This is a genomic window from Bradyrhizobium sp. WYCCWR15520, assembly GCF_056174665.1.
This window is the reverse complement of record NZ_JBWBWM010000031.1, coordinates 19,897-42,330: the sequence shown is the minus strand read 5'-3', so window position 1 is coordinate 42,330 and position 22,434 is coordinate 19,897. Positions and strand designations below refer to the sequence as shown.

Here is a 22,434-nt window from a genome sequence, read left to right as displayed (position 1 = left end):
TTTTCATTTTGACAGGAGGCCTCGATGCCGATCAGCTTTGCGAACATCCCCGCCAACATCAAGGTGCCGCTATACTGGGTCGAAGTCGATCCGTCGATGGCGGGCCTGCCGACCATCAACCTGCGGGCGCTGCTGGTCGGCGTCATGATTGCCGATGGTGATGCGCCGTTTGACATCCCGCGTCCTATTGGAAGCCAAGCGCAGGCCGATGAAGCCTTCGGCCAGGGCTCCGAGCTATCGCGAATGTTCAAGGCATACTTCGCCAACAACTTCGCAAACGAGGTCTGGGGCCTGCCGCTAAAAGAACCTACATCTGCAACTGCTGCAACTGGCATCATCACGGCCACAGCCCCGCCAACGACAGCAGGCACGCTGCATTTGTACATCGCCGGTGAGCATATCCCGGTCAACGTGAGCACGACCGACACGGTTACCACCATCGCAGCGGCCATCGTCGCCGCCATCAATGATGACGTGACGCTGCCGGTCACTGCAGCCAACACAGCTGGCGTTGTGACCTTGACCTCGGTGTTCAAGAGCATCAACGCCAACGAGATCACTGTCTCGCTGAACTACTATGGCAGCCGCGGCGGCGAACAGACCCCGCCCGGTCTGGGCATCACAATGCCTGCGACTGGCTTCCTGACTGGCGGCACAGGCGCACCGGATTTCGACACCGCAGTTCTGAACCTCGGTGAAGAGCCTTATGAGTACGTTGCGATGCCGTACACCGACAGCAATTCGCTGTTCGACTGGGATCAGGAATACGGCTTCACGGATCAGGGCCGCTGGGGCTGGCAGCGCCAGCTGTTTGGCCATGTGTTCTCGGCCAAGCGCGGCACCTATGCCGAACTGATCACCTTCGGCGATGCGCTGAACAGCCCGGTCGAATCGGTGATGGCGGTGGAGAAGGCCAGCCCGTCGCCGACCTTTGAATGGGCTGCAGCGTATACAGCCAAGGCGCAGCGCGCCCTGATCAACGATCCTGCGCGACCGCTGCAGGCCTTGACGCTCAACCAGATCAAGGGCGCTGGCGTGCATCAGCGCTTCGACTTCGTCGAGCTGAACTCGCTCGCATCCACCGGCCTCGCGATCCAGAAGGTCGGCGCGGACAACCAGCCGATGATCGCCCGCGAGCAGACCACCTATCAGGTCAACCTCTACGGCCAGCCGGATGATGCCTATGAGCTGGTGACCACACTGGCCACGCTGGCGAAGTTGCTGCGGAATCAGAAGCACGCCATCACCTCGAAGTATCCGCGCCACAAGCTGGCGAATGATGGCACCAAGTTTGGCCCCGGTCAGGCGATCGTCACGCCTGGAATCGCGAAGGCCGAGCTGATCGCGCAGTATCAACAGGATATGTACGTCGGCCTCGTCGAGGACCTTTCCAACTTCAAGCGCCATCTGCTGGTCGAGCGCGATCCCAACGACCCCAACCGTCTCAATGTCCTCTATCCGCCTGATCTGATCAACCAGCTGCGCATCTTCGCGGTGCTGGCGCAGTTCCGGCTGCAATACGACCGGGGCATCGACACCCAAATCATCGGCCCGACCTCGCCGCCTTACAACGCGGCATCGGGTGCGTGATCCACGAGCATCAAGGAGGACTGATCAATGGCACAGAGAATTGCGGGCATCGCCTTCCTGACCGTGGATGGCAACCAGCTGGCGCTGCGCGGCAACTTCACCGTCAGCCCGTCGCCGGTCGAGCGAACCATGATCGCTGGGCAGGATGGCGTGCATGGTTATCAGGAGCTGCCGCGCGTGCCCTACATCGAGGGCGACCTGTCTACGCTTCCCGGCTTCTATCTGGAGGACCTGCTGAACGAGACCGATGTCACCGTGGTGGCGCAGCTCGCCAACCGGATGCAGTACGTGTTGACCAGTGCGACCTGCAAGGGCGGCTTCGAGAACAATACCCGCGACGGTCAGGTCCGCGTGCGCTGGGAAGGCGTGACCTGTGAGGAGGTCTCGCTGTGAACGTCAACCCGAAACGCGAAGGCTTCGTTGACGATTCTGCGGCGAAGCCAGAAGCCGAAGTCATTTCGCCAAGCGGCAAACGCGCGATGCCGCCGCCCGAGATCGAGCCGTCGCCAGAAGAGGTGCCGCCACTGGCGCAGGACGAATGGCCGATCATCGTCAAGTTGCTCTACAAGCCGATCCGCAACAATCGTGGTGAGGAGATCAGGGAAGTCTCGCTGCGCGAGCCACGAGCTGGTGACATCAACCGCTACGGCAATCCGATCCGCGTCAACAAAGACGATGACGTGGTCATCGACGAGCGCAAGATGACGTACATGATCGGTGCGCTTGCCAACATCCTGCCGCCGTTCATCGAAGAGATGGACCCGCGTGACTGGAACAGCTGCGCCTATCGGTTGCGGCGTTTTTTTCTTCCCGATCCAGCGGCCTGGTAGGCAGCGAGGAAGAGATCATCCTCGACTGCTACCGCTTGGCCCGCTGGTATCACGTCAGCCCCGAAGTGTTTTTGGCGATGCCGCTGAGCGAGGTTTCGCTGCATCTGCATCGCACCGCGCAGTGTGATCGCGAGCAGCAGGCAGCAACAGGCGATGACGACTGATGCCCACTGAACAGGAGGAGCTACGCTTAACCGTCAGTTTGGCCGACAACGCTTCGGCTGGGCTGGCAAAACTGAACGAGGAGATCAGGCAGCTCGGCAGCGGCGCGAACCAGCAGCACATCGAGAAGTTCAAGCGCGAGACCACGGAGACGACGCGCAAAGTAAAGGAGATGGGCAACGAGGTCGGCGAAGCCTACAAAGGCCTCGGCCAGCTGCGCGCGGGTCTCGCTATCGGTGCCGCTGGGCTGTCGCTGTTCGGCTACGAGATCGCGCGACAGGTCAAGATCATCGTTGACTATGCCGACAAGATCAGGACGCTGAATCAGCAAGCCCGAGCCATCGGCGTCAATCCTTCGCAGATGAAGAACGTGATCGAGCAGCTGGAGGCCTTCGGCATTTCTGGCGAGGCTGCGGCATCCAGCATTGCAGCCGTGCAAGGCAAGATCGTTGAGCTGCAGCGTCGGAGTAGCGCACTGCGCGCCGACATGATGGCGCATGCGCCAGATGATCAGGCCCGCCGCAACATGACGGCCTATCTCGACAGGCTGGCGCGGGCAACAACGCTGGCCGAACAGCTCAATATCATCCGTCAGGGCGGCGAGAATGTCTATCAAGACACGCTGCGGCGCACTGGCAATGAACAGCGCGCGGCAGCTGTCCGCAACGAGTTCTGGGCCAAGCAAGGTTACAACCAGCTACTGCAGAATGCCGGGAAGCTGCAGGAGCTGGGCAAGGAAGAGCAGCGCATCGCCGATGAGCGCGCGAAAAACGCCGAGGCCCTGTCCAACCAGCTCGGCCAGATGACGCGCAAGTGGAATGAGATGGTCGAGGCATCGAACCAGCCGATGCTGCAGAACCTGAAGGCGGTGCTGGAGTACGTCGATCCGATCCTCGACAAGCTGAAGGCTTTTCAGGATTGGATGCAGAAGAACGATGTGCAAATTAAACCGGGCGACAAGGTCGAGCCGCTGCCGCCTGACCAAGGCGCACAGGGATGGCTTCGCCGGTTCGGCGACTGGTGGCGCGGCCCGGAAAGAAGTTTCGATGAGCTGAAGAAGTCGCTTGATGATCATAACCGGACGATCAAGGAGCTGAACGACGCCATCAAAGGCGGCCCCGGCGGCTTCCAGCCGACCGGCTTGGGCGGCGGCGGGTTCGGCGCTGGCGGTGGTGTGATCCCCGCAGCCTTCCATCCGGGCGGCGGCGGTGGCGCTCGTGGCGGCGGCTTCAGGAGCGGTGGCGGCTACTCGCTTCTGCCCAATGGCAGCGATGTCGGCGCAGGCACTGGAGTTGGCGCAGGATCAACGCCAGCTGCTGGCGGCGGTGGCGGCGGCGCACCGAGCACCAAGGGACCGATGACGCTCGGCAAGGGTGATGATCCGCGCGGGCTGGAGCCATACATCCGCGAGACGGCACAGAAGTATGGCGTCGATCCCGACACGGCGGTGCGCGTTGCGAAGTCGGAAGGCCTGCGCGATTTCCTCGGTGATCGCGGCAAGTCAGGCGGTGCGTTTCAGCTCTACACTGGCGGCGGCCTCGGCAACGAGTTTCAGAAAGAGACCGGCCTGAGCCCGCTGGACCCCGCAAACGAGAAGGCAACCATCGACTACGCGCTAAAGAATGTCGGGCGCACCGGCTGGGGTCCGTATCACGGTGCAGCTCGCGTCGGCGTAGGTCCGCGCGAGGGCATCGGCGCTCCACCGAATGGCCAGACGGCTGGTCCCGGCACTGGAGCTGGCGCAGGTGGCGTGCCGCGCACCTATGAGCGGCGCAGGGGCGAAGCTGGCGAGTTCAATTGGGCAGCAACAGGTGCCCTTGGCCGCCCAGGCGAGAACCTGACGACCATCACGCTGAAGAACGGGCAAACCGCCCGCGTCAATGCAGCGGTCGCCGATCGCTACAAGGGTTTCATGGACGAGATGATCGACGCGGGCTATCCGGTCGATGTGCGCGGCGGCGGCGGCTTCGCGATGCGCAGCAAGGTCGGCGGCGGCGGCCCTTCGATGCACGCCTATGGCGCGGCGCTCGACATCAACGTCGCCAGAAATCCGATGGGCGGTCGCACCACCGACATGCCGCCTGATGTCGAAGAGCGCGCGTGGAAGCACGGCCTGTCATGGGGCGGCAGGTTCGGTGATCCGATGCATTTCGAGCCGATGTCCCCGCAGGCATGGGCATCGAAGCAAAGGCAGCTGGCGGATCGCCAGCAGCTGGACCGAACACAGGCTGCAGCCACCAAGGTCGAAGGCACCGGCAAGATCAGCGTCGATGTCAACGCGCCCAAGGGCACCAACGTAGGAGCCGAGGGCGGCGGCTTGTTCAAGAAGGTCGAGATCAGCCGACAGACGCAGATGTCTGAAGCGAAGCGCGGGCCGTCAGGCGGCTATGCGACGGAGCAGTTCCTGCAATGACCAACATTTTCGATCTGCCAGCAGTATGGCGCAAGGCGTTGATGCCAGCCTCGTTCAACGGGGCGCGCTTCCACTGCGAATTGAACAGCCGCGAGAGCGGGCGCAGAATTGTCGAGCATCAGTTTCCCAAAAAAGAACTGCCCTATGCCGAGGACATGGGCCGCGCGGCGCGCGAGTTCACGGTGCGCGGCTACTGCATCGTCTTTCCCTATGACAGCGAATATTCGCTCTATCAGCGCGACTATCGCCGCCCGCGCGACGAGCTAATCAAGCAACTGGAAAAGGAAGGCCCCGGCACGCTGCAGCTGCCGACGCAGCCCGCGCAGCAGGTGGTCTGTCCGCGCTATCGCATGACCGAGGAAGAGCGGTTCGGCGGCTACTGCGTGATCGACATGACGTTTCAGGAGTACGGCCTCGACCCGCAGTCGTTCGCACCCGGCTTGGCCACCGCCACCGCCATCGCCCAGGCGAGCGAGGCCCTGCGCGGTCAGGTGCTGCGCATGCTGGCAGAGAAGCCGCTGCCGCCACCGACAGGTCTCAACCAATGAAGCGGTTCGACGCCGAGGAAGCGGCACCGATCGCCGACCGCATGCTCCAGAACCTGCTCGGCACCGTGCCAGCGAAGGGCCGCGCTGGCTCGGATGCCCGCACGGCGATCGGCGATACCCGCGCCCGCGCCTTCAAGCTGTGCCTTGCCGATGCGATGGGGCCGCCGCTCGATCAATGCTTCGATCTGGCGCGGCAGGCGGGCTCGACCTCGCAGCAGCTCGACTTCGTGCGCGAGCAGATCGAGGCCGAAAAGCCGGTCACGCTGGGCGGCTCGATGATCATGGATGCAGGAATCCGGCTCTGCCTCGCCGCGCAGGCGCGCATCGTCGCTGGCATGACCTTTGTCAGCCGACAGGATGTCAATGCGATCAAGCAGCAGCTCTACCAGCCGTTCCGCGATGCCGAGGAGGTCGCCGCCGACAATATGGATCAGGCGACCTTTCAGGCGCTGATCACACTGCACGGCGCGGTGACGAACCATCTGGTCGCGACCGCGCGGCCCCTGCCGCGCATGGTCAGCTTCCGCTTCCATGAGCCGCTGCCTACGCTGGTGATGGCGTACAAACTTTATGACGACGCCTCGCGCTGCGATGAGCTGCGACAGGAGAACAAGGTGGTGCACCCGGCCTTCAGCCCGATGACCGGCTTGGCGCTGTCGGCATGATCAACCAGCAGCGCGTCGAGATCGTCTTCGTCAATCCACTGAAGATCATGGAAGTCGCCGAGGAGCCGCTCGGGCAAAAGCAGATCACGCTGACGTTCGGTCAATTCACCATCACCGCAGAAGGGAATCACGTCATGTACAAATTGCCTGTAGACCATTCCGTGAAGATGCAGGTCAGCTACGTCGATGCGCATGGAAACGCCGCGACCATCGATGGCGATGTCACGTGGGACACTTCGGACGCGAGCGTCATCGCGGTGACGGTCGATCCGGCCGACAGCACCATCTGCAGCGCTACTCCTGCAGGAAGCCTCGGCCAGGCGCAGGTGACCGCGACCTGCGATGCCGACCTCGGCGCTGGCGTGCGCGAGCTGATCACCCTGTGCGACATCGAAGTGGTCGGCGGCGAGGCCGTCGCTGGCACGATCCAGCCGGTCGGCGAACCTGTGCCGACTGGTCCGTGAGCAAATGGCGGCGCGTGGTTTTCGCCGCTGATTGCGACGAGGACGGCAACTGCCCGGTCTGCGGCATCGATTATGCCGAGTGCAAATGTCCGGGGCCGACCATGGATGACTACGAGTACCGCGAGAAGAACGGCGTGCTCTATGGCAGACCGATGGTGACGCATGCCGAAGCCGCAAGAAATCGCCGTTCTTGATGTCAACGGAAAGACCTTCGAGGATTGGGAATCGGTCTGGGTGCAGCAGCGCTGGGCGGATTCCTCGACCGTGTTTCGCTTCACCGCCGCCGAGCGCGATCCGATCTTCACGCAGGCTGGCATCTTCCCGCTGATCGCAAAGCTGCAGTTCAAGCCGGGAGACAAATGCACCGTGACGCTGGCGGGGCAGCTCGCGGTCACCGGCTACATCGAGACGCGACAGGTCGCCTATGACGCTTTTGCCCATGGCGTGATGCTGATCGGCAAGAGCGCGACCGCATGGCCAGCGCGATCGAGCGTCGATACCAAAACCGGCAACTTCGACAAGAAGAACATCCAGCAGGTCGCGCAGGAGATACTGAAGGACTATCCGGTCGGCCTGCAGGTCGTCGGCCAGCTTGACCTCACACCTTTCGACAAGCTGCAGAACGAAAAAGGCGAGCTGATCTGGGACTTTCTGGAGCGCATCGCGAGGCCGCGCGGCGTGGTGATGGGCTCGGACAGCAAGGGCAACTTCCTGCTGATCGGCGAGCATGCTTCCCCGGTGGTCGCGCAGCTGGTGGAAGGCCAGAACATCAAGTCCTGCCAGTGCATCATCACCGAGGAGCACACCTATACCGAATATCGCGTCGATGGGCAGGCCCCGGCCAGCGACGACAATGCGGGCACAGCCTCCAGCGAGCTGACCGGCAAGGTTGGCGGCACATCGCCAGTGATCAGCAAGTTGATCACCGCCGCCGAGCAGCCCGTGAAGACGCAGGCCGAAATACAGGCCCGCGCCAAGAACGAGAGCGTCTGGCACGAGGGCACGAAGATACAGGCGACCATCGTTGTGCAGGGCTGGCTGCGCGATGGCTCCAGCCTCTGGCGGGCGGGCGATGATGTTCATGTCTATTCGCCGATGGCGATGCTGAACAACACGCTCTCAATTCAGAACTGCACATTCACGCAGGACAATGACAGCGGGACGCTGACCACGCTCGATCTGGTGAGCCCCGGCCTGCTGAGGTCCATGTCGAGTTTCAATCCCGGTTAGAGGAGCAGACCATGCACCGAGCCACGCCGCTCAATTCATCCATCCGCGCCTACACCGCAGGCGGATCGCGCAGCGTTGTCGACAAGGTCGATGACGAAAAGCTGATGCAGGAGATGGGCGGCAACTTCATGGCCAACGAGACCCGCTCCGAGATCGAGAGCCCGCAAAACTATGGCTTCACCAGCGTGGTGTTCGATGCCGAGAAGGGACCGGACGGGAAGATATCCGGCAGCGCCGAGACCTTCATCGGCTTCATGGGCGGCAACCGGTCCTTTCCGGTCTCTGGCCCGATGGATGATCGCAGGCACCGGCTCTACAAGCTGAAGAAAGGCGACACTGCGATGTTTCGCGGGCGCGGCGACAAGCAGCAATTCCACATGACCGAGGACGGCGGCTTCTGGACTGCGCCGCAGAACAAGACCGTGCGGATGCAGCTGGTGCCGGCCGACAGCGAGGACAATTCCAGCCAGGGCGGCGGCGGTGGTGCGCAGGCCCGCGCGGCTGAAGGCGGCGGCGGCAGCTCGGCGCAGGGCGGCCAGCAGAAGCGCGGACAGGAGGCGCTCTACAAGGATGGGCAGAAGTCGCACCGCTTCATCGATGCGACCAAGGAAGCGAGCCGGGTCTCGGGCGACCATGTTCATCTGATGCTCGGTGACGGCAAGGTGTACGTCCACGTCGCCGACGACAAGAATGTCTATCTCGGCGGCAGGAAGGGTGAAGGCAGCTTCGCGCGGGTGGCGACCGAGTCGGGCCTGTCGGTCAACGTCTGGGCGAAGATCGGGTGAGCCGATGCCGGGTCAGATCAACGTCCCCGACATCCGCCTGGTCCAGAACAATCAATTCCCGAAATATTCCGTCACCCTGGACTGGTCGCTGCTGCCCAATGGCACGCTCGATGACACTCAGGCGCTGGCGACAGCGGTCTGCGTTGCGCTCGGCACCAACGCGCTGGCCTCGCCTGAAGAGCCGCTGCCCGATCCTGACAGCAACGACCGCTGCGGCTGGTGGGGCGATCTGGACGCCGAGCTGATCTGGAACGGCTGGCCGATCGGCTCAAAGCTGTGGCTGCTGCGTCGCGCCAAGATCAATTCGGCATCGGCTAAGGAAGGCTCCACCGTGGTGATGGTCGAGAACTATATCCGCACCGCGATGCAGCCGTTCGTGGACCGCAGAATCTGCTCCAGCTTCGATGTCTGGGTCACGCGCGTAGACAAGAACCGCATCGACGCACTGCTGAGAATTTATCGAGGACCCGCGCAGCCGATCGAGCTGCGGTACGAGGTGCTCTGGGACGCGATGGGGCCATAGAGTAATGCCTTGGTCAACGCCGACACTGCGAGATGTCCGCTCGCTGGTGCGCGATGCCGTGAACGCATCGCTGCCGGGTGCTGATGCCAATGTGCCGAACAGCGTGCTGCGCGTGCTATCCGATAATCAGGGCGCGCTCTGCCATCTGACGCTGCAATACATCGACTGGCTTTCGCTGCAGCTGCTGCCGGACACCGCCGAGACCCAGTGGCTCGATCGCCATGGCCATATCTGGCTGGTCAATGCCGATGGTTCGACGGGCCGCAAGATGGCCACGCCGGCGACCGGCACCGCCAGCTTCCAAGGCATCAGCGACGGCACGGTGGTCCCTGCCGGGACGCAGCTGCAGAGCGCCGTGGGAATGCCTGTCGGCACGGACTCGCCCTATGAGGTGGTGACCTACGAGACGCTGGAGGACATCACCACTTCCTCGGTCTCGCTGGTGCAAGGCCCGATCCGCGCGCTCGATCCCGGCAGCTTCGGCAATCTGCCGCTGGACACGCCGCTGTCGATGTCGATTCCGGTGCCAGGCGTCAGTACGACCGCCATCGTGGTCGCGCTGACCGGCGGCACCGATGACGAGACCGACGAGCAGCTGCGCGCCCGTATCCTGCGCCGCATCCAGCAGCCGCCGATGGGCGGCGCAGCGCACGACTATGAAGCATGGGCGCTGGCCGTGCCGGGCGTTACCCGAGCATGGGCGGTGCCGAACGAGATGGGCGTCGGCACGGTCACGGTGCGCTTCCTGATGGATGATCTGCGCGCCGATGATGATGGCTGGCCGAGGCCGGAGGACATCACAGCCGTCGCCGACTACATCGACAAGATGCGGCCGGTGGCGGTCAAGGATTGCTACGTGGTCGCACCGATCAAGCAGTTCATCGATATCACCATCGAGAATCTGCAGCCCGACACCGATGCATCGCAGGCCGAGATCGAGGCCAGCTTGCGCGACATGCTGATGCGGATGGCCGCGCCGGGACAGACCATCTATGCGGCGTGGATCAGCTACGCGATCATGAACGCGCCGAGCGTGCAGTCGTTCAAGTTGGTCACAGATGCCGACTACGTCATGGCCTCGCCCGGACACATGGCGGTGCTCGGCACCATCCTCTTTGAGGAGACCACCGCGACATGAGCGACCGGCATGTGCGCAGGGCTGGTGACGAATATCGCGATGCCTTCCTGTCACTGCTGCCGCAAGGTCAGGCATGGCCGCGCCACGCGCCCGATAGCGTGCTCTGGCAAGCCTGCGACGGGCTGTGCGACTATTGGGGCTTCGTTGATGGCCGCGCGGCCGATCTGCTGGAGCGCGAGAGTGATCCGCGCACCACGATAGAGCTGCCGGCCGACTGGGAGCGTAACTGGGGCCTGCCTGATCCCTGCTATTCCGAACCGCAGACCATCGGCGAGCGGCAGCGCGAGCTGGTGATGCGGATGACCATGATGGGCGGTCAGTCGCGCCAGTTCTTCATCGATACCGCCGCCTATATCGGTTACGACATCAGCATCACCGAGTATCGCCCGTTCATGGTCGGGCTCGATCGCTGCGGTGACAATCGCGTCTATGGCGACGGCACCAACCCGATGTTCTCGGGCACATTCGTGCGCGGCTATCTGCCGGTCTACAATCCAGATGGCAAGCGCGTCGAGCAGGATGAGCTGAGCGAGTATCCGAACTACGGGCTCGGCCCTGACACCAACCGCTTCTATTGGACCGTGCATGTCCACAAGACCAGCCTGACATGGTTCAGGCTCGGCAACGGCGGCGGCCAGACCGGCGTCGATCCTCATCTGCGCATCGGCACGGCCACCGATCTGGAATGCATCCTAAAGCGCTGGAAGCCAGCGCACACCGAAATCATCTGGGACTACTCGGGCCTCACACCCGGCGACCCGATGGCAGGGACGCCGTAAGAAGGATGGCTGCATCATGAGATACAATCCGCCCTACGGCATCTCTGACCCAGAAGGCCCGTACATCAACGGTGATCCTTCCATCGGGCGCGCTGGCTCCATCCCACCGGCCGAAAGCATCGAGTATCCGCAGCGCGAGATCGTCAACCTGATCAAGGACGTGAATCTGTTCACGCCCGACAACGGTGATCTGCACCAGCTCGGCAAAGCCGTGCAGAGCATGCTGCTGATTTCGGATGACGATGCAGGCACTGCCAATGCCTATCAGGTGACGATGACACCTGCACCGGGCGCTTACTTCCCGTACATGACGGTCGTCTGCAAGATCGGCAACACCAACACCGGCCCCTCGGTGCTCAACGTCAATGCGATGGGGCCAAAGCCGATCAAGCATCCAGCTGACAATACCGAATTGACAGCGGGTGAGCTGAAGCAGAACTCGATTGCCTGCTTCGTCTTCGATGGCACCATCTTCCATCTGGTCTGGTCGTCGTCTGGTGTTGCGGGCGTCTCGGGCGGAACGATCTATCTGACAGCGCCAAGGGTGCTCTATGTAAACGGCACCACCGGCAATGATACCTATGACGGCACGCTCGCGGCGTTCACTGACGGAATCCACGGGCCGTTCAGGACGCTGCAGCGCGCTGCTGATGAATGCGGCAAATACAATCTCAACGGCTTCAGCATCACCGTCAATGTCGCTGGTGGCACTTATGCCGGGGCCACGATGTACCTGCCGACCGGCGCTGGGACCACGGTCTGGAGAGGCAATACGGCAGCACCATCATCAGTGGTCATTGTTGGCACCAGCCGATCCGCGTTGATTATCCAGGGGCAAGCGAATGTCGATGTCAGTGGCTTCAAGTTCACCTCTACAGGTGCCAATGCCGCCGATCCCTGCTCCGGTATCTTTACCGCTTTCTGTCGCATGAACCTTCGCGATGTCGAGTTTGGTGCATGCAGTGGCTACATGATCGGTATCACGCGCAACGGATCATGCGTGATGGGCGGTAACATCGTGATTTCCGGCAGTTCGACTGGCAATGCTTATGCGAGCGGCGGGTTCATCAATTGTTTCTTCTCCGCTGGTGTCGAGACCTCGCCTTCGATTAACCCGCTCCACCTCACCATCTCGGCGGCGGTCAGTCTTAGCTATTTCATCACATCATCACAGTTCGGTTGGGTCAACTTCACGTGGAGCACGATCACCGGCTACGCCAACGTCACCGGCACAAAATATCTCGCTGCGATGAATGGCGTCATCAGCAGCGGCGGCGGCGGCGTCAACTACTATCCCGGCTCGATTGCTGGTTCGGTATCGAACGGAGGTCAGTATGCCTGATTTCAATCCCTACAGCTGGTATTGGCTGGCCGATGATGGGCGGGTGTATTCCGGCCCACTGCAAGCGGTCGTGCAAGCCGATGATCCGGGATATGTCGAATGGATTGGGTACGCGCTTATCCCGACACCTTGGCCGCGCGACGATGCAGGCAACCAAACCGATGCCGCGCTGCAGGCAGTGCTCGAACCCTACGGCATGTTTGTCAATTTGAATTTCTACACATTGAACAAGCGCTGGCAGACCGAGACCGGCGGCATCACTGTCACCATCACGGCTGGCCCGATGCCGATCAGAACAGATGACCGTGCGCAGGCAAATATCAATGGTCAGCGGCTCAAAGCGCAGGCCGATAGCGCATTCACGACGCAATGGCATGCGGCGGATCACACCATCCATCCGCTGACCGCTGAGGAAGTCATCTCGATGAGCGACCAATTGCAGGCGCATGTCACCGATTGCTTCGCGACTTCCGCGACCATGTTCGCGGGCATTGACGATGGCAGCATTACAACGCGAGCGCAGATCGACGCGGCGTTCGAGGCCATCGTTGCAAGGTACAGCTAGGGTGGCATAGCCGTGGCAATCGTCAACATCACGGTCGAGAACGACGCCGACTTCTACCGGCAGTTCGTCTATCAGACCATCAGCGGCACGCCGATTGACCTGACCGGCAACACCCTGCGCATGGGCATCCGCAAGCGCGCCGAAGATGTCACCGAGGAGATGCTGCTGACCACCGAGAACGGCGGGCTGGATATCATCGACGCTGCAAACGGCAAGTTTACGGTGCGGATCACGCAGGATCAGCTCGTGCATCTGCCGGTCGGTGACTACGAGCATTCGCTGGTACGCCTGATCGGCACGCAGCAGCGCTATCGCGTCTGGTCAGGCTCGCTGATCAACAATGCGGGGGCGAGCCGATGAGCGGCGTCGAGGTAGCCGATCAGCTTGATGTCAACATCAGCAGCAGCTCTGATCCCGTCATCGTCATTGCTGACTTCGAGGTCGAAGTCATTCAGGTGCAAGAGCAGGGTCCGCCTGGGCCGATGGGACCTCCCTCAACGACGCCGGGGCCTCCGGGTCCGCAAGGTCCGCAGGGTTATCCGGGTGTTGATGGCAACGTCATTCACTACGGCATCACCAACCCGACGCCTGAGATCGGCACCAACGGCGACAGCTACATCAACAAGACGACCAACTTCCTGTTCGGTCCCAAGGCCGGCGGCAGCTGGCCTGCAGGCGTGTCGCTGATTGGTCCGCAAGGCCCGCAGGGCATCCAGGGCGTCAAGGGCGATCAAGGCATCCAAGGCATTCAGGGGCCGCAGGGCAATCCGGGTGCAGATGGCAACACGGTGCTGTACGGCACCATCGATCCAATCTCGGCGATGGGCGTCAACGGCAATTTCTACATCAACACCACCACGAATTTCATGTTCGGCCCCAAAGCGGGCGGCGCATGGCCTGCAGGAACGTCGCTGGTCGGCCCGCAAGGGCCGCAGGGCATCCAAGGTGTTCAGGGCATTCAAGGTGCGCAGGGCATCCAAGGCGTGCAAGGCGTACCCGGTGCCGACGGCAACACGGTGCTCTATGGCTCCGTCGCACCGACAGCAGGCGTCGGTGTAAATGGCAACTTCTACATCAACACATCGACGAACTTTATCTATGGCCCGAAGGCTGCTGGTGCGTGGCCAGCGGGCACCTCCCTGGTCGGCCCACAGGGACCGCAAGGCCCGACTGGTCCAGTCCCTGAAGCACCGACCGATGGTGTGCTCTATGGCCGCCGAAACTCGGCATGGGCACAGATCGCAGGCGACTTCCCTTCGGGAACGGTGATGCTGTTCTATCAAGCAGCAGCACCGACCGGCTGGACGAAGCTGACCACACATAACGACAAGGTGCTGCGCGTGGTTTCTGGCGCTGGCGGCGGTGCAGGCGGCACCAATCCGTTTTCGTCAGTGATGGCGCAGACGGTGGTTGGGAACACCACGCTTTCAGAGGGGTCGATACCGCAGCACGCACACGGCGGTCCCACTGCCGCTTATTCATTCATGTTCAACATCGCGGGCGGCGGCGGCGCGGCGATGCCGGGAGGTACCGGGGCTGGCATAAACGCCATTACAGGCTATTTCGGAGGCAGCAGCGTGCACAACCACACGATCACCATGGCCATGCAATACATCGACCTGATCCTCGCGAGCAAAAACTGATGGTGAAAATTCCGCACGCCGATGAAGGGGCGATCTGCCCGCTCCACAAAGAAGACACCTCCAAGGTCTGCCACAGATGCCCGTGGTGGACCCGCGTCATCGGAAAGAACCCGCAGAGCGAAGAGATGATCGATGACTGGCGCTGCGCGGTAGCATTGTTGCCGATGCTGTTGATCGAGAATGCGCAGCAGTCGCGGCAGGCCGGTGCGGCGATCGAGACGCTGCGCAATGATCTGGTCGTCGGCGTCACCCAAGCGGTCGAAGTGGCGGCGCGAAATGCAGGGAGACAGATTGATGCGCGTTACAATCGTGGCTGACGACAACGTCGTGCTGGTCGATGGCAAGCCGCAGACGGTAGATTGCGCACCGCTGATCGAGCAGAACATCCATGCTGTGCAGTGGTATGACACCTTCGGCGAGGAGGAATATCGATCCGATTCTGAGACCGGCAACCGCGCGCCTAATCAGCGCATCACCGACTTCTCGCCGTATCAGTCCTACGTCGATCAGTGGAATGCTGAGGAAGCGAAATCGAACATCAATCCAAACCTGAACAGCATGCACGCAAAGACCATTGCCAGCATTCTTGGAGTCTGAGCCATGTCCGCACTCGATCTGATCGCGACGGCCTCCGACGAGACCTTTGCCGGTCGCGTCATGATGTTGATGTTCACGGTCTCGCAGGCTGTCGCCAGTGAGGACCCCGGAACAGCCGACCACAGCGCGCGGCTGGCCTATTCGCAGCGCGTGATGCGCGGCGACGAACAGCCGCAACTGGTCTCCGCACATGTCATCTCATCGAATCCGACCATTGCGCAGGCGATCGAAAGCGATCCGGCAGCGTTGGGCTCCAACGTGCCCGATGACGATATTGAATTTGCGCTGGCCTCGATCTGGACAGCGCGCTCGCTGGCGTTCGCAGCAGCATGATGTCACAAAGCGCATAGTCGGCACGAAGAAGATGATGGCCCCGCTTCGGCGGGGCTATTTTTTTGTGGCGCAGCACAGGAACTTCCCTTCGGCGAACTCCGTTTGCTATACAACCGCCACTATCTGAATTATCTTGACAGCTCCTCGGCCGTCTCGCGTTCGCTGGGGCCAACGCGAGAACCACCTTGGCAAAGATGTGTGCGACCAAGGCACGGTAAACTCGTGCAGCGTATCAAGCTGCCCCATCGCCTCTGCCCCGAATCCACACATCGCTGATCTGACTCCTGTTCTGCGAAAGGGGACCATGCGATGCCGAAAACATTTCCCATCAGACTTGAAGTAGAAGAGATCGCGCTCGGCCCAGTGCTGCGCAAACTGAATGACATGCCCGGAATAGTAGACCTGCACCTCGACCTCGGTCATGGCGGCCAAGGAGCTGGACGGAAGCAGCTAGAGGAAGCTGCAGCCAAAGTCCGCAACGGCGAGAGCGTAGAGCAATCCACCATCAAGCTGCTGCTGCAGGGGCCAAAGCATATCAGCGAAATCGCCAGAGCGCTCGGCGGCACCCGGACGCGCGCTTACGGTGCTGTACATCAATTGAAGAAAAAGGGCCTAACCGAAACAGGCGTTGAGAAAGGTACGCACCAGCTGACAGCCAAGGCAAGAGCACGGCTCGGGGTCGCGATGCCTGCACTGCCAGCTCCTGCAGTAAAGCGCGGACCATCGGGGCGTGCAGCTCCCGGCTCGGGCAATATCGTGCTGCGGGCTGCTCTGGATGCAGGCCCAGTGTCGCCCAGTGATCTGCGTGCGCACATGACCAGCAAGGGCATGTCACCCAAGAGCATCTCAGGCGTGCTGGAGCGCGCCAAGCGCGATGCATTGATTAAGAAGAACGGCAGCGGCTACGCGCTGACAGCGAAGGGACAGAAGATCGAGATGGAGGCTGCGGCACATGGCTGAGATGAGAATGTACCGCACCTATAATTACATCGATAAGGACCCGATCATCGACAAAGTCCGCACGCTTGTTCAGGACGAAGGCTTGATCAGGAAGCTGAAGATCGTCCACGAAATTTCGGGAGTTGCTACAGCGACACTCGATAACTGGTTCAACGGCACCACGCGAAAGCCGCAGCATGTGACCATTGCAGCAGTGATCACCTCGCTCGGTTATCAGGAGGAGTTCGTCAAGAAGAAAGACATCGACATCGAGGCCGAGCGCAAGGCTGGCGCGGATTGGCTGGCCAAGCGCGTGAAGCAAAATGCCAAGCCGAAGGCCGCCAAGAAGCGGAACGGCGGGAGGAGATGATGCGCAAGAAACAATCGAACAAGCGCAAGGTGACCAGCCTTGATGCCATCATCGGCAACAGGATACGCGCACGCAGGCTGGAATTGCGCGCCAGCCAGAGTGATCTGGCCGACAAGCTGGGCGTCAGCTTTCAGCAGGTGCAGAAGTACGAGAAAGGCGTGAACCGCGTCGGGGCTGGCCGATTGCAGCAGATCGCCAAGGTTCTGGAGACCGACATGCAGTTCTTCATGGGCGATCTCGGTGGCGACAGCAAGAAGCCTCCGACCGTGTCACGGTTCGCCACCTTCATGGCAACCAAGGACGGCGCGGACATCATCGAAGCCATGATCCGGCTGGATCATCCAGAGCTGCGGCGCAGCGTGATTGATCTGGCGCGCAGGCTGGGCAGCGTCTACTGCGAGGCCGAGGCGTGAGCGAGCGCGAGCTGCGCAACATGCTCGACTATGCGTCAGCATTTTGCGAGCGGCACTTCGCCAGGAAGGGCGAGATTGCGCCGATGTGGCACGCGATCACAGCCAAGGGTGAGACGATCATCGAGGCGCATCCAGTCTATCTCGGCAAGGACATGGCGGCGGCCATGATCCGCTCGTTCTTCGATCTGCGGGATGTGATCCGCTACGTCTACATCGGCGAAGCATGGACGCTGAACCGGATGATCAAGCCAGAGGAACAGGAGGAGATTTTCCGCAAGGGCATCGCGGAACATCCTGACCGCGTCGAGGTGGTGCAGCTGCAGGGCGAGGATCGCGACTACGGCCAGATCATCGCTTCGCGGGACATCATCAGGCCTGCCAATGGCAAGCCGTATCTCGGGCCGCTGACGATGGTCAACGACCTGCCGCATATCCCGCGCGGCGCAACGGTGACATCCGAGGGCCGCTTGGTCGGCATGCTGCCAGTGCGAGGGACAAGACAATGAAGCAGCCCGTCATTGTCCACGCCCCGCCGAACGAGCAGCTGCGCATCGATGAGGTCTATCTTTTCATCTCGATAGATGAGACCGGCGAAGGCGTCTGCGCATTCACCAGCCAAGGCGTTTCGTGGCCGATGATCGCTGCCGATGAGAAGCGGTTGGAGCAGCTGATACCGATCGCCCGCGACATCGCCAAGGCGACCGGCAAGCAGGTGAAGCTGATCAAGCTGAGCCAGCGCAGCGAGCTGATGACGCTGCAGCCGGATGGGAGCCAGATGCAATGAACGCATGAGCGAGGCGCGCGATGACGAAAGCGAGGACACTTTCGTATCAGGAGAAGGTGCTGCAGGCCCTGCTGCACGGAGGCGGCAAACTCCGTCTCAGCTTCGACGTGGACACGGAGACATTCACGGCGCTGATGCGATCAATCGATGAAGGCGCGGCAAGGGTCAAGGCAAAGTCCCGCACCATGCTAAACATCAAGCAGGTGCTGAGCATCGTCCCGATCAGCAAGAGCACCCTGATGCGGCTGCTGGCCGAAGGCCGGTTTCCAAAAGGAAAATACATCAGCGCGAACCGGCGCGTCTGGACCGAGGACGAGATTCTGCGATGGCAGAATGCGCCGAACGGCAAGACGATGCGCAAGCAGCACGCGCCGCGCAAGGCGGCAGCGAAGAAACGGACGCGACGGGGGTGAGTGATGACGAAAACATTCCACGTTGATACCGCCGCGCAGGCCTTTGACGTATTGCGGGCCGAGAGCCAGCACCGCCTCGCCAACGCGCTCGGCGATCTGACGGTGATGATGGCTGATCCGCCGCCCAAGATGTGGAAAGCGCTCGCTGCGATCAGCGCTCGCGCGCACTCGGCTTATGACGAATGCTCGGGCTCGCCGATCGGCTCATCGCGCGACAAGTGCCTGTTCATGTCGCTGGCGGTGCGCGACTTTCTTGTCCAGATCGGCTTCGCTGATGCCACGGTGCGGACCTGCTTCCTGTTCATCGGCGCGACTGATCTGCAGGACCGCGAGCTGTGGTCGGTCGGCATCGGTGCGCCTGGACAGCAGCCGGTGCCGGAAAAGTTCAACGGCCATGCGGTCTGCACGGTGCCATCGCTCTCGCTGCTGATCGACACCACCATCTATCAGGCGATCAGGCCGCAATGGGCGGGCGCGATCAGCGGCATGTCGGCGATCAAGTATCATGAGCCATGGTCGCATCAGAAGGTCTACGGATGTCCGTCGATTGCAGGAGCCGAGGTCAACATGCCTGATCGCTGGGTGACGATGCTCTGGCTCGATCGCCCCGAGCTGGAGTGGAAGCGCGAAGTGGACTTCAGGCAGAAGAACGAGCGCCGCCGCTATGTCACCAAGGCGATGCGGGAGGCCTTCGGAGAGTGGAAGTCATGAAAGCGCATAGCAATATCGCCGCCGACGACGACGATGATGAGCGCGCCGAGCAGGCAACCGGGTTGGCGAGTACGCTGGTCGAGATAATCAAGCCGCTGCTGGCGGGGCAAGAGCCCGAGGTCGTCGGCGCAACGCTCGGCCAGCTGCTGGCGATCCTCGTGGCCGGTCACCCGCCCGAGCTGCGCCCGGCAGCGATGGAGCTGGTGGTCGATATGGCGCGCGATCTGGTGCCGATCGTGGTCGAGGAAATGATCGATGAGGGCCGCGTCAACGAGGACTGGCGAGGGACCAAGCAATGAAACGCAAACCTGCACCTGAGACTGAGCAGAACGCAAACTGATGAGCGAGCGCTTCACCAAGGCCGACTACCGTAACATGGTCACCGCCATTGCGATGGTCGGCGCTGATGCATGGGACGATCACTCTTACGGCCCGCGCCGGAATTGGGAGAAGCTGCAGGCCAAGGTCATGGCTCGGCTGGAGAGAATGCATGAGCAAAGCAAAAAACCACCGCGTGATCCTGATCGATCCCGAGGCGCGAAGAATTAGCGAGCTGGAGAGCAGCGCCACGCTGGCTGCGCTGCACGAGCTGATCGGCGCGGAGACGCTCGATCACTTCCGGCTGGCGGCCTTCGAGAATGGCCAGATCGACACCGGCTGGATTGATGATGGCGGGCTGTCGCGCAGCAAGCCGATCCACGCCTTCCTGCTGCCGACCGGCAAAGACCCCATCGGCGGCAAGTGCGTCATCATCGGTGCCGATCGCTATGGCGAAACCTGCAGCGCGATGTTGCCGCTGGCGCTGCTGCGCCAGGACGTAAGCTGGCTCGGCTTGATCCGGCCCGAGGTGACGTGGGATTATACCGCGCAGGGCTCGCGCGCTATCGTCACCTATTCGCGGGTAAAAGCATGAGAGCTGCGCTCGCGCAGGGTGACGGTTGAACATCGTCTGCCCGCCGTGGTAGAGCAAATCTTTTGCTCCACGGATGCACCATGTTGAAATTGAAGAATAAGGCCGACCTACAGCGCTTGGTCGAAGAGCGGTTGGAGGAGAGTCTCACCCTCGATTACAAAGCTTCTCCCGCGCTCAGCAGGGAAAGCAAGGCAATCGAAGAGCTATGCAAGGACGTTACGGCGCTCGCGAACTCAGCCGGTGGTCAGATTGTTTATGGAATTGAGGAAGACAAAGTTACTCGGAAGCCAAGCCGCGTCGATGAAGGGGTCGATGACCCGAAGATCACCCGAGAATGGATCGACCAAATCCTTAACTCCCGCGTTCAGCCTCGAATGAATGGTGTGCAGACTGCTCGGATAGAGATGGGCAACGGGAAATTCGGCTACGTGATTTCCGTCCCGCAGACCCAGACCGGGCCTCACCAATCACCGGACGGAAAATACTACAAGCGCTTCGACCTTCAGTCGGTCCCGATGCACGACTATGAAATACGGGACATCATGCGGCGGTCAACGACGCCTGAGCTATACACAGACTTGTTTTTCGACGGTCGCCAAAAGTCTGTGACAGCTCTCGTTCGTGATGGAGAACAATACTCTGAGACAATTATCCTTCATTGCGCTGTGCGCAACCGCTCCAACACGCCCGCATATCATGTGGTCGTTGATTTTCTCGTCGATTTCGATCTGGTTATCCCGTTCCAACTGGCTCCGTTCCAAGGCAGCATTGGGGAGCGCGATGAAGCGCCCAGCCCGAAGATGCGGATATTCCGACGAGTGATTAATTCACCACCAAATCTCCCGATTTTCAAAGAGAGTGACGTGGTTGAGCACTCCGGGGCCATCGCCATCCAAATTCCGTTCGAGGTCGTTGCCGGTGGGATAATTTATCTTGAAACCTCCATCCAAGCGCCGGGGTTCTCCACTACCGAACACTGGACTATTCAAGCGCGCAACGGTCGGCTGTCACTATATGAACCGGGCCACCCTCGAAATCGGTAGAGCGCATGACGTTCCAGTGGACCCCCGACAATGATGAAGCCTGATTACATCCTAACGCTTGTACAGATCACCGGCCCTGACTTCGTTGGCAGCATCGAAACCGATGGCGCGACCATCCGAAAGGCTGATCCGGTCCTCAAAGATATGGTCGCCATGACTGCCGCCGCAGCCCGTGAGCACATCAGGGACAACGGCTGGAAAGCTGCCCTCATCACCTCCGGCGCTCCAGGCATCGTGCAGAATGAAGAGTCCTTCGAGGTCCTGAAGGGCGGCAAGCGGGCATATTTCTATTTCGATGACGTTGCGGGCCGCCGTGCCATCAACGGCCGTCCAGCAAAGGAAGTCGCACTGCAGCGGGCGCAGAGGTATCTGGCAGAGTGAAACATTTGTTAAGTTGGCGCTGCCGATTTATTCGATGACCGGATACTCGAACGCCACGCCCTCGGGGTCGTTTTCCTCGAACCAAGCTTCTGCGGCTTCGGCATTCGCGAAAACCTTGAGGTGATCAGGGTCGCCGACCTGCTTGCTCGTATCCACGTAAATAAGCACGCTCACATTGGTCCTCGTCAATGTTGCCTATCGCTTGGCGAAGGGAGCGGCCGAGCGCCGAGTTTGTAAAAGGTCTGGCTGGCTGGCTCCCATGTTTCGGGATCGAGCACATGGCTCAAGGCCTGCACGGCGCCAAACAGAGCGAAGCGATCTTCATCCTGAGCCTATCGTCGGCGAGCATGGCCTTGATCTCGCTGAGTTCGGTCATGATGGCGTCGCGGCTTATCATTGTGCGACCAGCCGCAATGTCAGTTGGCGATCAGCGCCGACATGCCGGTCGATGAAGTCCTCCAGCGCGGTCGGCACCTCGCGGCCCTCCAGCCCGAGGCGGCGCAGCAGCTCCTGCGCTACGCTCGGCGAGACATCCTCCGAGCGATTGGCCTCGGGGTTGAACATGATCACGCGCAGCGGATCGGAGTGCTGCCCGCTCATCAGGTCGCTGATGGTGGTCTCATAGTCGGCCCGGTAAAGATCGGTCTCCGCGAATGCCGGGCCGTACTCGCCGTAGTGGTTCAGGACGATGTAATAATCTTCGGGTGGCACTGGAACAAGCGACGGCATTACGCAACTCCCTTCGCGTGCCCAGAGCCTACACCGGCAAGCCGTTCTTGGGACTCGCATTTTTGCATGAGGGCCTATCTGCGACCTATGCGCAGGGACGGACTGTTCGCTCTGCCGGTCAAGGCGGCCAC

At 61.3% G+C, this 22,434-nt stretch carries 35 protein-coding genes; 33 read left to right on the top strand and 2 right to left on the bottom strand.

Features of this window, described 5'->3' with window-relative positions:
• Positions 1 to 96: 96 nt before the first annotated feature.
• The 33 genes from AC0QUY_RS30300 (at position 97) to AC0QUY_RS30140 (ending at position 21,574) form a co-directional block, all read left to right on the top strand.
• Positions 97 to 1,590, top strand: a complete 1,494-nt coding sequence (locus AC0QUY_RS30300; RefSeq protein ID WP_475389891.1) for a phage tail sheath C-terminal domain-containing protein — start codon at positions 97 to 99, stop codon at positions 1,588 to 1,590.
• 27 nt (positions 1,591 to 1,617) lie between these two features.
• Positions 1,618 to 1,983, top strand: a complete 366-nt coding sequence (locus AC0QUY_RS30295) for a phage tail tube protein (protein ID WP_128941060.1) — start codon at positions 1,618 to 1,620, stop codon at positions 1,981 to 1,983.
• Positions 1,980 to 2,420, top strand: coding sequence for a phage tail assembly protein (locus AC0QUY_RS30290; protein ID WP_475389890.1), 441 nt, complete (start codon positions 1,980 to 1,982; stop codon positions 2,418 to 2,420). Before AC0QUY_RS30295 ends, AC0QUY_RS30290 begins: the two co-directional genes overlap by 4 nt.
• Positions 2,421 to 2,455: 35 nt before the next feature.
• A complete protein-coding gene (locus AC0QUY_RS30285; RefSeq protein WP_475389888.1) occupies positions 2,456 to 2,584 on the top strand; it encodes a hypothetical protein in 129 nt (42 codons plus the stop codon).
• Positions 2,584 to 4,995, top strand: coding sequence for a M15 family metallopeptidase (locus tag AC0QUY_RS30280; protein WP_475389887.1), 2,412 nt, complete (start codon positions 2,584 to 2,586; stop codon positions 4,993 to 4,995). Before AC0QUY_RS30285 ends, AC0QUY_RS30280 begins: the two co-directional genes overlap by 1 nt.
• On the top strand, positions 4,992 to 5,543 hold the full coding sequence (locus AC0QUY_RS30275; protein WP_475389886.1) for a DNA circularization N-terminal domain-containing protein: 552 nt from the start codon (positions 4,992 to 4,994) through the stop codon (positions 5,541 to 5,543). The genes AC0QUY_RS30280 and AC0QUY_RS30275 overlap by 4 nt, the downstream gene beginning before the upstream one ends.
• Positions 5,540 to 6,208 carry a hypothetical protein gene (locus AC0QUY_RS30270; RefSeq protein ID WP_475389885.1) on the top strand — a complete coding sequence of 223 codons (669 nt, stop codon included), beginning with the start codon at positions 5,540 to 5,542 and terminating at the stop codon, positions 6,206 to 6,208. The genes AC0QUY_RS30275 and AC0QUY_RS30270 overlap by 4 nt, the downstream gene beginning before the upstream one ends.
• Complete coding sequence (locus tag AC0QUY_RS30265; RefSeq protein ID WP_475389884.1) at positions 6,205 to 6,672, top strand: hypothetical protein; 468 nt, start codon at positions 6,205 to 6,207, stop codon at positions 6,670 to 6,672. Before AC0QUY_RS30270 ends, AC0QUY_RS30265 begins: the two co-directional genes overlap by 4 nt.
• On the top strand, positions 6,669 to 6,866 hold the full coding sequence (locus AC0QUY_RS30260; RefSeq protein ID WP_475389883.1) for a hypothetical protein: 198 nt from the start codon (positions 6,669 to 6,671) through the stop codon (positions 6,864 to 6,866). Before AC0QUY_RS30265 ends, AC0QUY_RS30260 begins: the two co-directional genes overlap by 4 nt.
• Positions 6,835 to 7,902 (top strand): phage baseplate assembly protein, encoded by a 1,068-nt coding sequence (locus tag AC0QUY_RS30255; protein ID WP_475389882.1) that lies wholly within the window; start codon positions 6,835 to 6,837, stop codon positions 7,900 to 7,902. The genes AC0QUY_RS30260 and AC0QUY_RS30255 overlap by 32 nt, the downstream gene beginning before the upstream one ends.
• Before the next feature lie 11 nt (positions 7,903 to 7,913).
• Positions 7,914 to 8,687: a phage baseplate assembly protein domain-containing protein gene (locus AC0QUY_RS30250; RefSeq protein WP_475389880.1), complete on the top strand. Its 774-nt coding sequence runs from the start codon at positions 7,914 to 7,916 to the stop codon at positions 8,685 to 8,687.
• Positions 8,688 to 8,691: 4 nt separating this feature from the next.
• On the top strand, positions 8,692 to 9,210 hold the full coding sequence (locus AC0QUY_RS30245; protein WP_475389879.1) for a phage GP46 family protein: 519 nt from the start codon (positions 8,692 to 8,694) through the stop codon (positions 9,208 to 9,210).
• 4 nt (positions 9,211 to 9,214) lie between these two features.
• Positions 9,215 to 10,348, top strand: a complete 1,134-nt coding sequence (locus AC0QUY_RS30240) for a baseplate J/gp47 family protein (protein WP_475389877.1) — start codon at positions 9,215 to 9,217, stop codon at positions 10,346 to 10,348.
• Positions 10,345 to 11,127, top strand: coding sequence for a YmfQ family protein (locus AC0QUY_RS30235; RefSeq protein ID WP_475389876.1), 783 nt, complete (start codon positions 10,345 to 10,347; stop codon positions 11,125 to 11,127). The genes AC0QUY_RS30240 and AC0QUY_RS30235 overlap by 4 nt, the downstream gene beginning before the upstream one ends.
• Before the next feature lie 16 nt (positions 11,128 to 11,143).
• Positions 11,144 to 12,469 (top strand): hypothetical protein, encoded by a 1,326-nt coding sequence (locus AC0QUY_RS30230; RefSeq protein ID WP_475389875.1) that lies wholly within the window; start codon positions 11,144 to 11,146, stop codon positions 12,467 to 12,469.
• A complete protein-coding gene (locus AC0QUY_RS30225) occupies positions 12,462 to 13,034 on the top strand; it encodes a DUF4376 domain-containing protein (protein ID WP_475389873.1) in 573 nt (190 codons plus the stop codon). Before AC0QUY_RS30230 ends, AC0QUY_RS30225 begins: the two co-directional genes overlap by 8 nt.
• Before the next feature lie 12 nt (positions 13,035 to 13,046).
• Positions 13,047 to 13,394: a hypothetical protein gene (locus AC0QUY_RS30220; RefSeq protein ID WP_475389872.1), complete on the top strand. Its 348-nt coding sequence runs from the start codon at positions 13,047 to 13,049 to the stop codon at positions 13,392 to 13,394.
• The gene (locus AC0QUY_RS30215; RefSeq protein ID WP_475389871.1) at positions 13,391 to 14,677 is read left to right on the top strand and encodes a hypothetical protein; all 1,287 of its coding nucleotides are present in this window, start codon (positions 13,391 to 13,393) and stop codon (positions 14,675 to 14,677) included. The genes AC0QUY_RS30220 and AC0QUY_RS30215 overlap by 4 nt, the downstream gene beginning before the upstream one ends.
• On the top strand, positions 14,677 to 14,994 hold the full coding sequence (locus AC0QUY_RS30210; protein ID WP_475389869.1) for a hypothetical protein: 318 nt from the start codon (positions 14,677 to 14,679) through the stop codon (positions 14,992 to 14,994). Before AC0QUY_RS30215 ends, AC0QUY_RS30210 begins: the two co-directional genes overlap by 1 nt.
• On the top strand, positions 14,987 to 15,274 hold the full coding sequence (locus AC0QUY_RS30205; protein ID WP_475389868.1) for a hypothetical protein: 288 nt from the start codon (positions 14,987 to 14,989) through the stop codon (positions 15,272 to 15,274). The genes AC0QUY_RS30210 and AC0QUY_RS30205 overlap by 8 nt, the downstream gene beginning before the upstream one ends.
• A gap of 3 nt (positions 15,275 to 15,277) precedes the next feature.
• Complete coding sequence (locus AC0QUY_RS30200; RefSeq protein WP_475389867.1) at positions 15,278 to 15,607, top strand: hypothetical protein; 330 nt, start codon at positions 15,278 to 15,280, stop codon at positions 15,605 to 15,607.
• Positions 15,608 to 15,916: 309 nt separating this feature from the next.
• Positions 15,917 to 16,567 carry a hypothetical protein gene (locus AC0QUY_RS30195; protein ID WP_475389866.1) on the top strand — a complete coding sequence of 217 codons (651 nt, stop codon included), beginning with the start codon at positions 15,917 to 15,919 and terminating at the stop codon, positions 16,565 to 16,567.
• Positions 16,560 to 16,916 carry a hypothetical protein gene (locus AC0QUY_RS30190; protein ID WP_475389865.1) on the top strand — a complete coding sequence of 119 codons (357 nt, stop codon included), beginning with the start codon at positions 16,560 to 16,562 and terminating at the stop codon, positions 16,914 to 16,916. The genes AC0QUY_RS30195 and AC0QUY_RS30190 overlap by 8 nt, the downstream gene beginning before the upstream one ends.
• The gene (locus AC0QUY_RS30185) at positions 16,916 to 17,329 is read left to right on the top strand and encodes a helix-turn-helix domain-containing protein (protein WP_475389864.1); all 414 of its coding nucleotides are present in this window, start codon (positions 16,916 to 16,918) and stop codon (positions 17,327 to 17,329) included. Before AC0QUY_RS30190 ends, AC0QUY_RS30185 begins: the two co-directional genes overlap by 1 nt.
• Positions 17,326 to 17,835, top strand: coding sequence for a hypothetical protein (locus AC0QUY_RS30180; RefSeq protein ID WP_475389863.1), 510 nt, complete (start codon positions 17,326 to 17,328; stop codon positions 17,833 to 17,835). Before AC0QUY_RS30185 ends, AC0QUY_RS30180 begins: the two co-directional genes overlap by 4 nt.
• Positions 17,832 to 18,113 carry a hypothetical protein gene (locus tag AC0QUY_RS30175; RefSeq protein WP_475389862.1) on the top strand — a complete coding sequence of 94 codons (282 nt, stop codon included), beginning with the start codon at positions 17,832 to 17,834 and terminating at the stop codon, positions 18,111 to 18,113. The genes AC0QUY_RS30180 and AC0QUY_RS30175 overlap by 4 nt, the downstream gene beginning before the upstream one ends.
• A 20-nt stretch (positions 18,114 to 18,133) precedes the next feature.
• Entirely contained in the window at positions 18,134 to 18,526 is a 393-nt protein-coding gene (locus AC0QUY_RS30170) for a helix-turn-helix transcriptional regulator (RefSeq protein ID WP_475389861.1), read from the top strand.
• 3 nt (positions 18,527 to 18,529) lie between these two features.
• Positions 18,530 to 19,237 (top strand): hypothetical protein, encoded by a 708-nt coding sequence (locus tag AC0QUY_RS30165; RefSeq protein WP_475389860.1) that lies wholly within the window; start codon positions 18,530 to 18,532, stop codon positions 19,235 to 19,237.
• Positions 19,234 to 19,536 (top strand): hypothetical protein, encoded by a 303-nt coding sequence (locus tag AC0QUY_RS30160; protein ID WP_475389859.1) that lies wholly within the window; start codon positions 19,234 to 19,236, stop codon positions 19,534 to 19,536. Before AC0QUY_RS30165 ends, AC0QUY_RS30160 begins: the two co-directional genes overlap by 4 nt.
• A 40-nt stretch (positions 19,537 to 19,576) precedes the next feature.
• Positions 19,577 to 19,786 carry a hypothetical protein gene (locus AC0QUY_RS30155; protein ID WP_475389858.1) on the top strand — a complete coding sequence of 70 codons (210 nt, stop codon included), beginning with the start codon at positions 19,577 to 19,579 and terminating at the stop codon, positions 19,784 to 19,786.
• Positions 19,728 to 20,150, top strand: a complete 423-nt coding sequence (locus tag AC0QUY_RS30150; protein ID WP_475389857.1) for a hypothetical protein — start codon at positions 19,728 to 19,730, stop codon at positions 20,148 to 20,150. The genes AC0QUY_RS30155 and AC0QUY_RS30150 overlap by 59 nt, the downstream gene beginning before the upstream one ends.
• A gap of 80 nt (positions 20,151 to 20,230) precedes the next feature.
• A complete protein-coding gene (locus AC0QUY_RS30145) occupies positions 20,231 to 21,193 on the top strand; it encodes an AlbA family DNA-binding domain-containing protein (protein ID WP_475389856.1) in 963 nt (320 codons plus the stop codon).
• 30 nt (positions 21,194 to 21,223) lie between these two features.
• Positions 21,224 to 21,574 (top strand): hypothetical protein, encoded by a 351-nt coding sequence (locus AC0QUY_RS30140; protein ID WP_475389855.1) that lies wholly within the window; start codon positions 21,224 to 21,226, stop codon positions 21,572 to 21,574.
• A gap of 27 nt (positions 21,575 to 21,601) precedes the next feature.
• Here AC0QUY_RS30140 and AC0QUY_RS30135 read toward each other — a convergent pair whose 3' ends face one another.
• Both AC0QUY_RS30135 and AC0QUY_RS30130 read right to left on the bottom strand, forming a co-directional pair.
• A complete protein-coding gene (locus tag AC0QUY_RS30135) occupies positions 21,602 to 21,748 on the bottom strand; it encodes a hypothetical protein (RefSeq protein WP_475389854.1) in 147 nt (48 codons plus the stop codon).
• Positions 21,749 to 21,967: 219 nt separating this feature from the next.
• Entirely contained in the window at positions 21,968 to 22,303 is a 336-nt protein-coding gene (locus tag AC0QUY_RS30130; protein ID WP_475389853.1) for a hypothetical protein, read from the bottom strand.
• Positions 22,304 to 22,434: the final 131 nt, after the last annotated feature.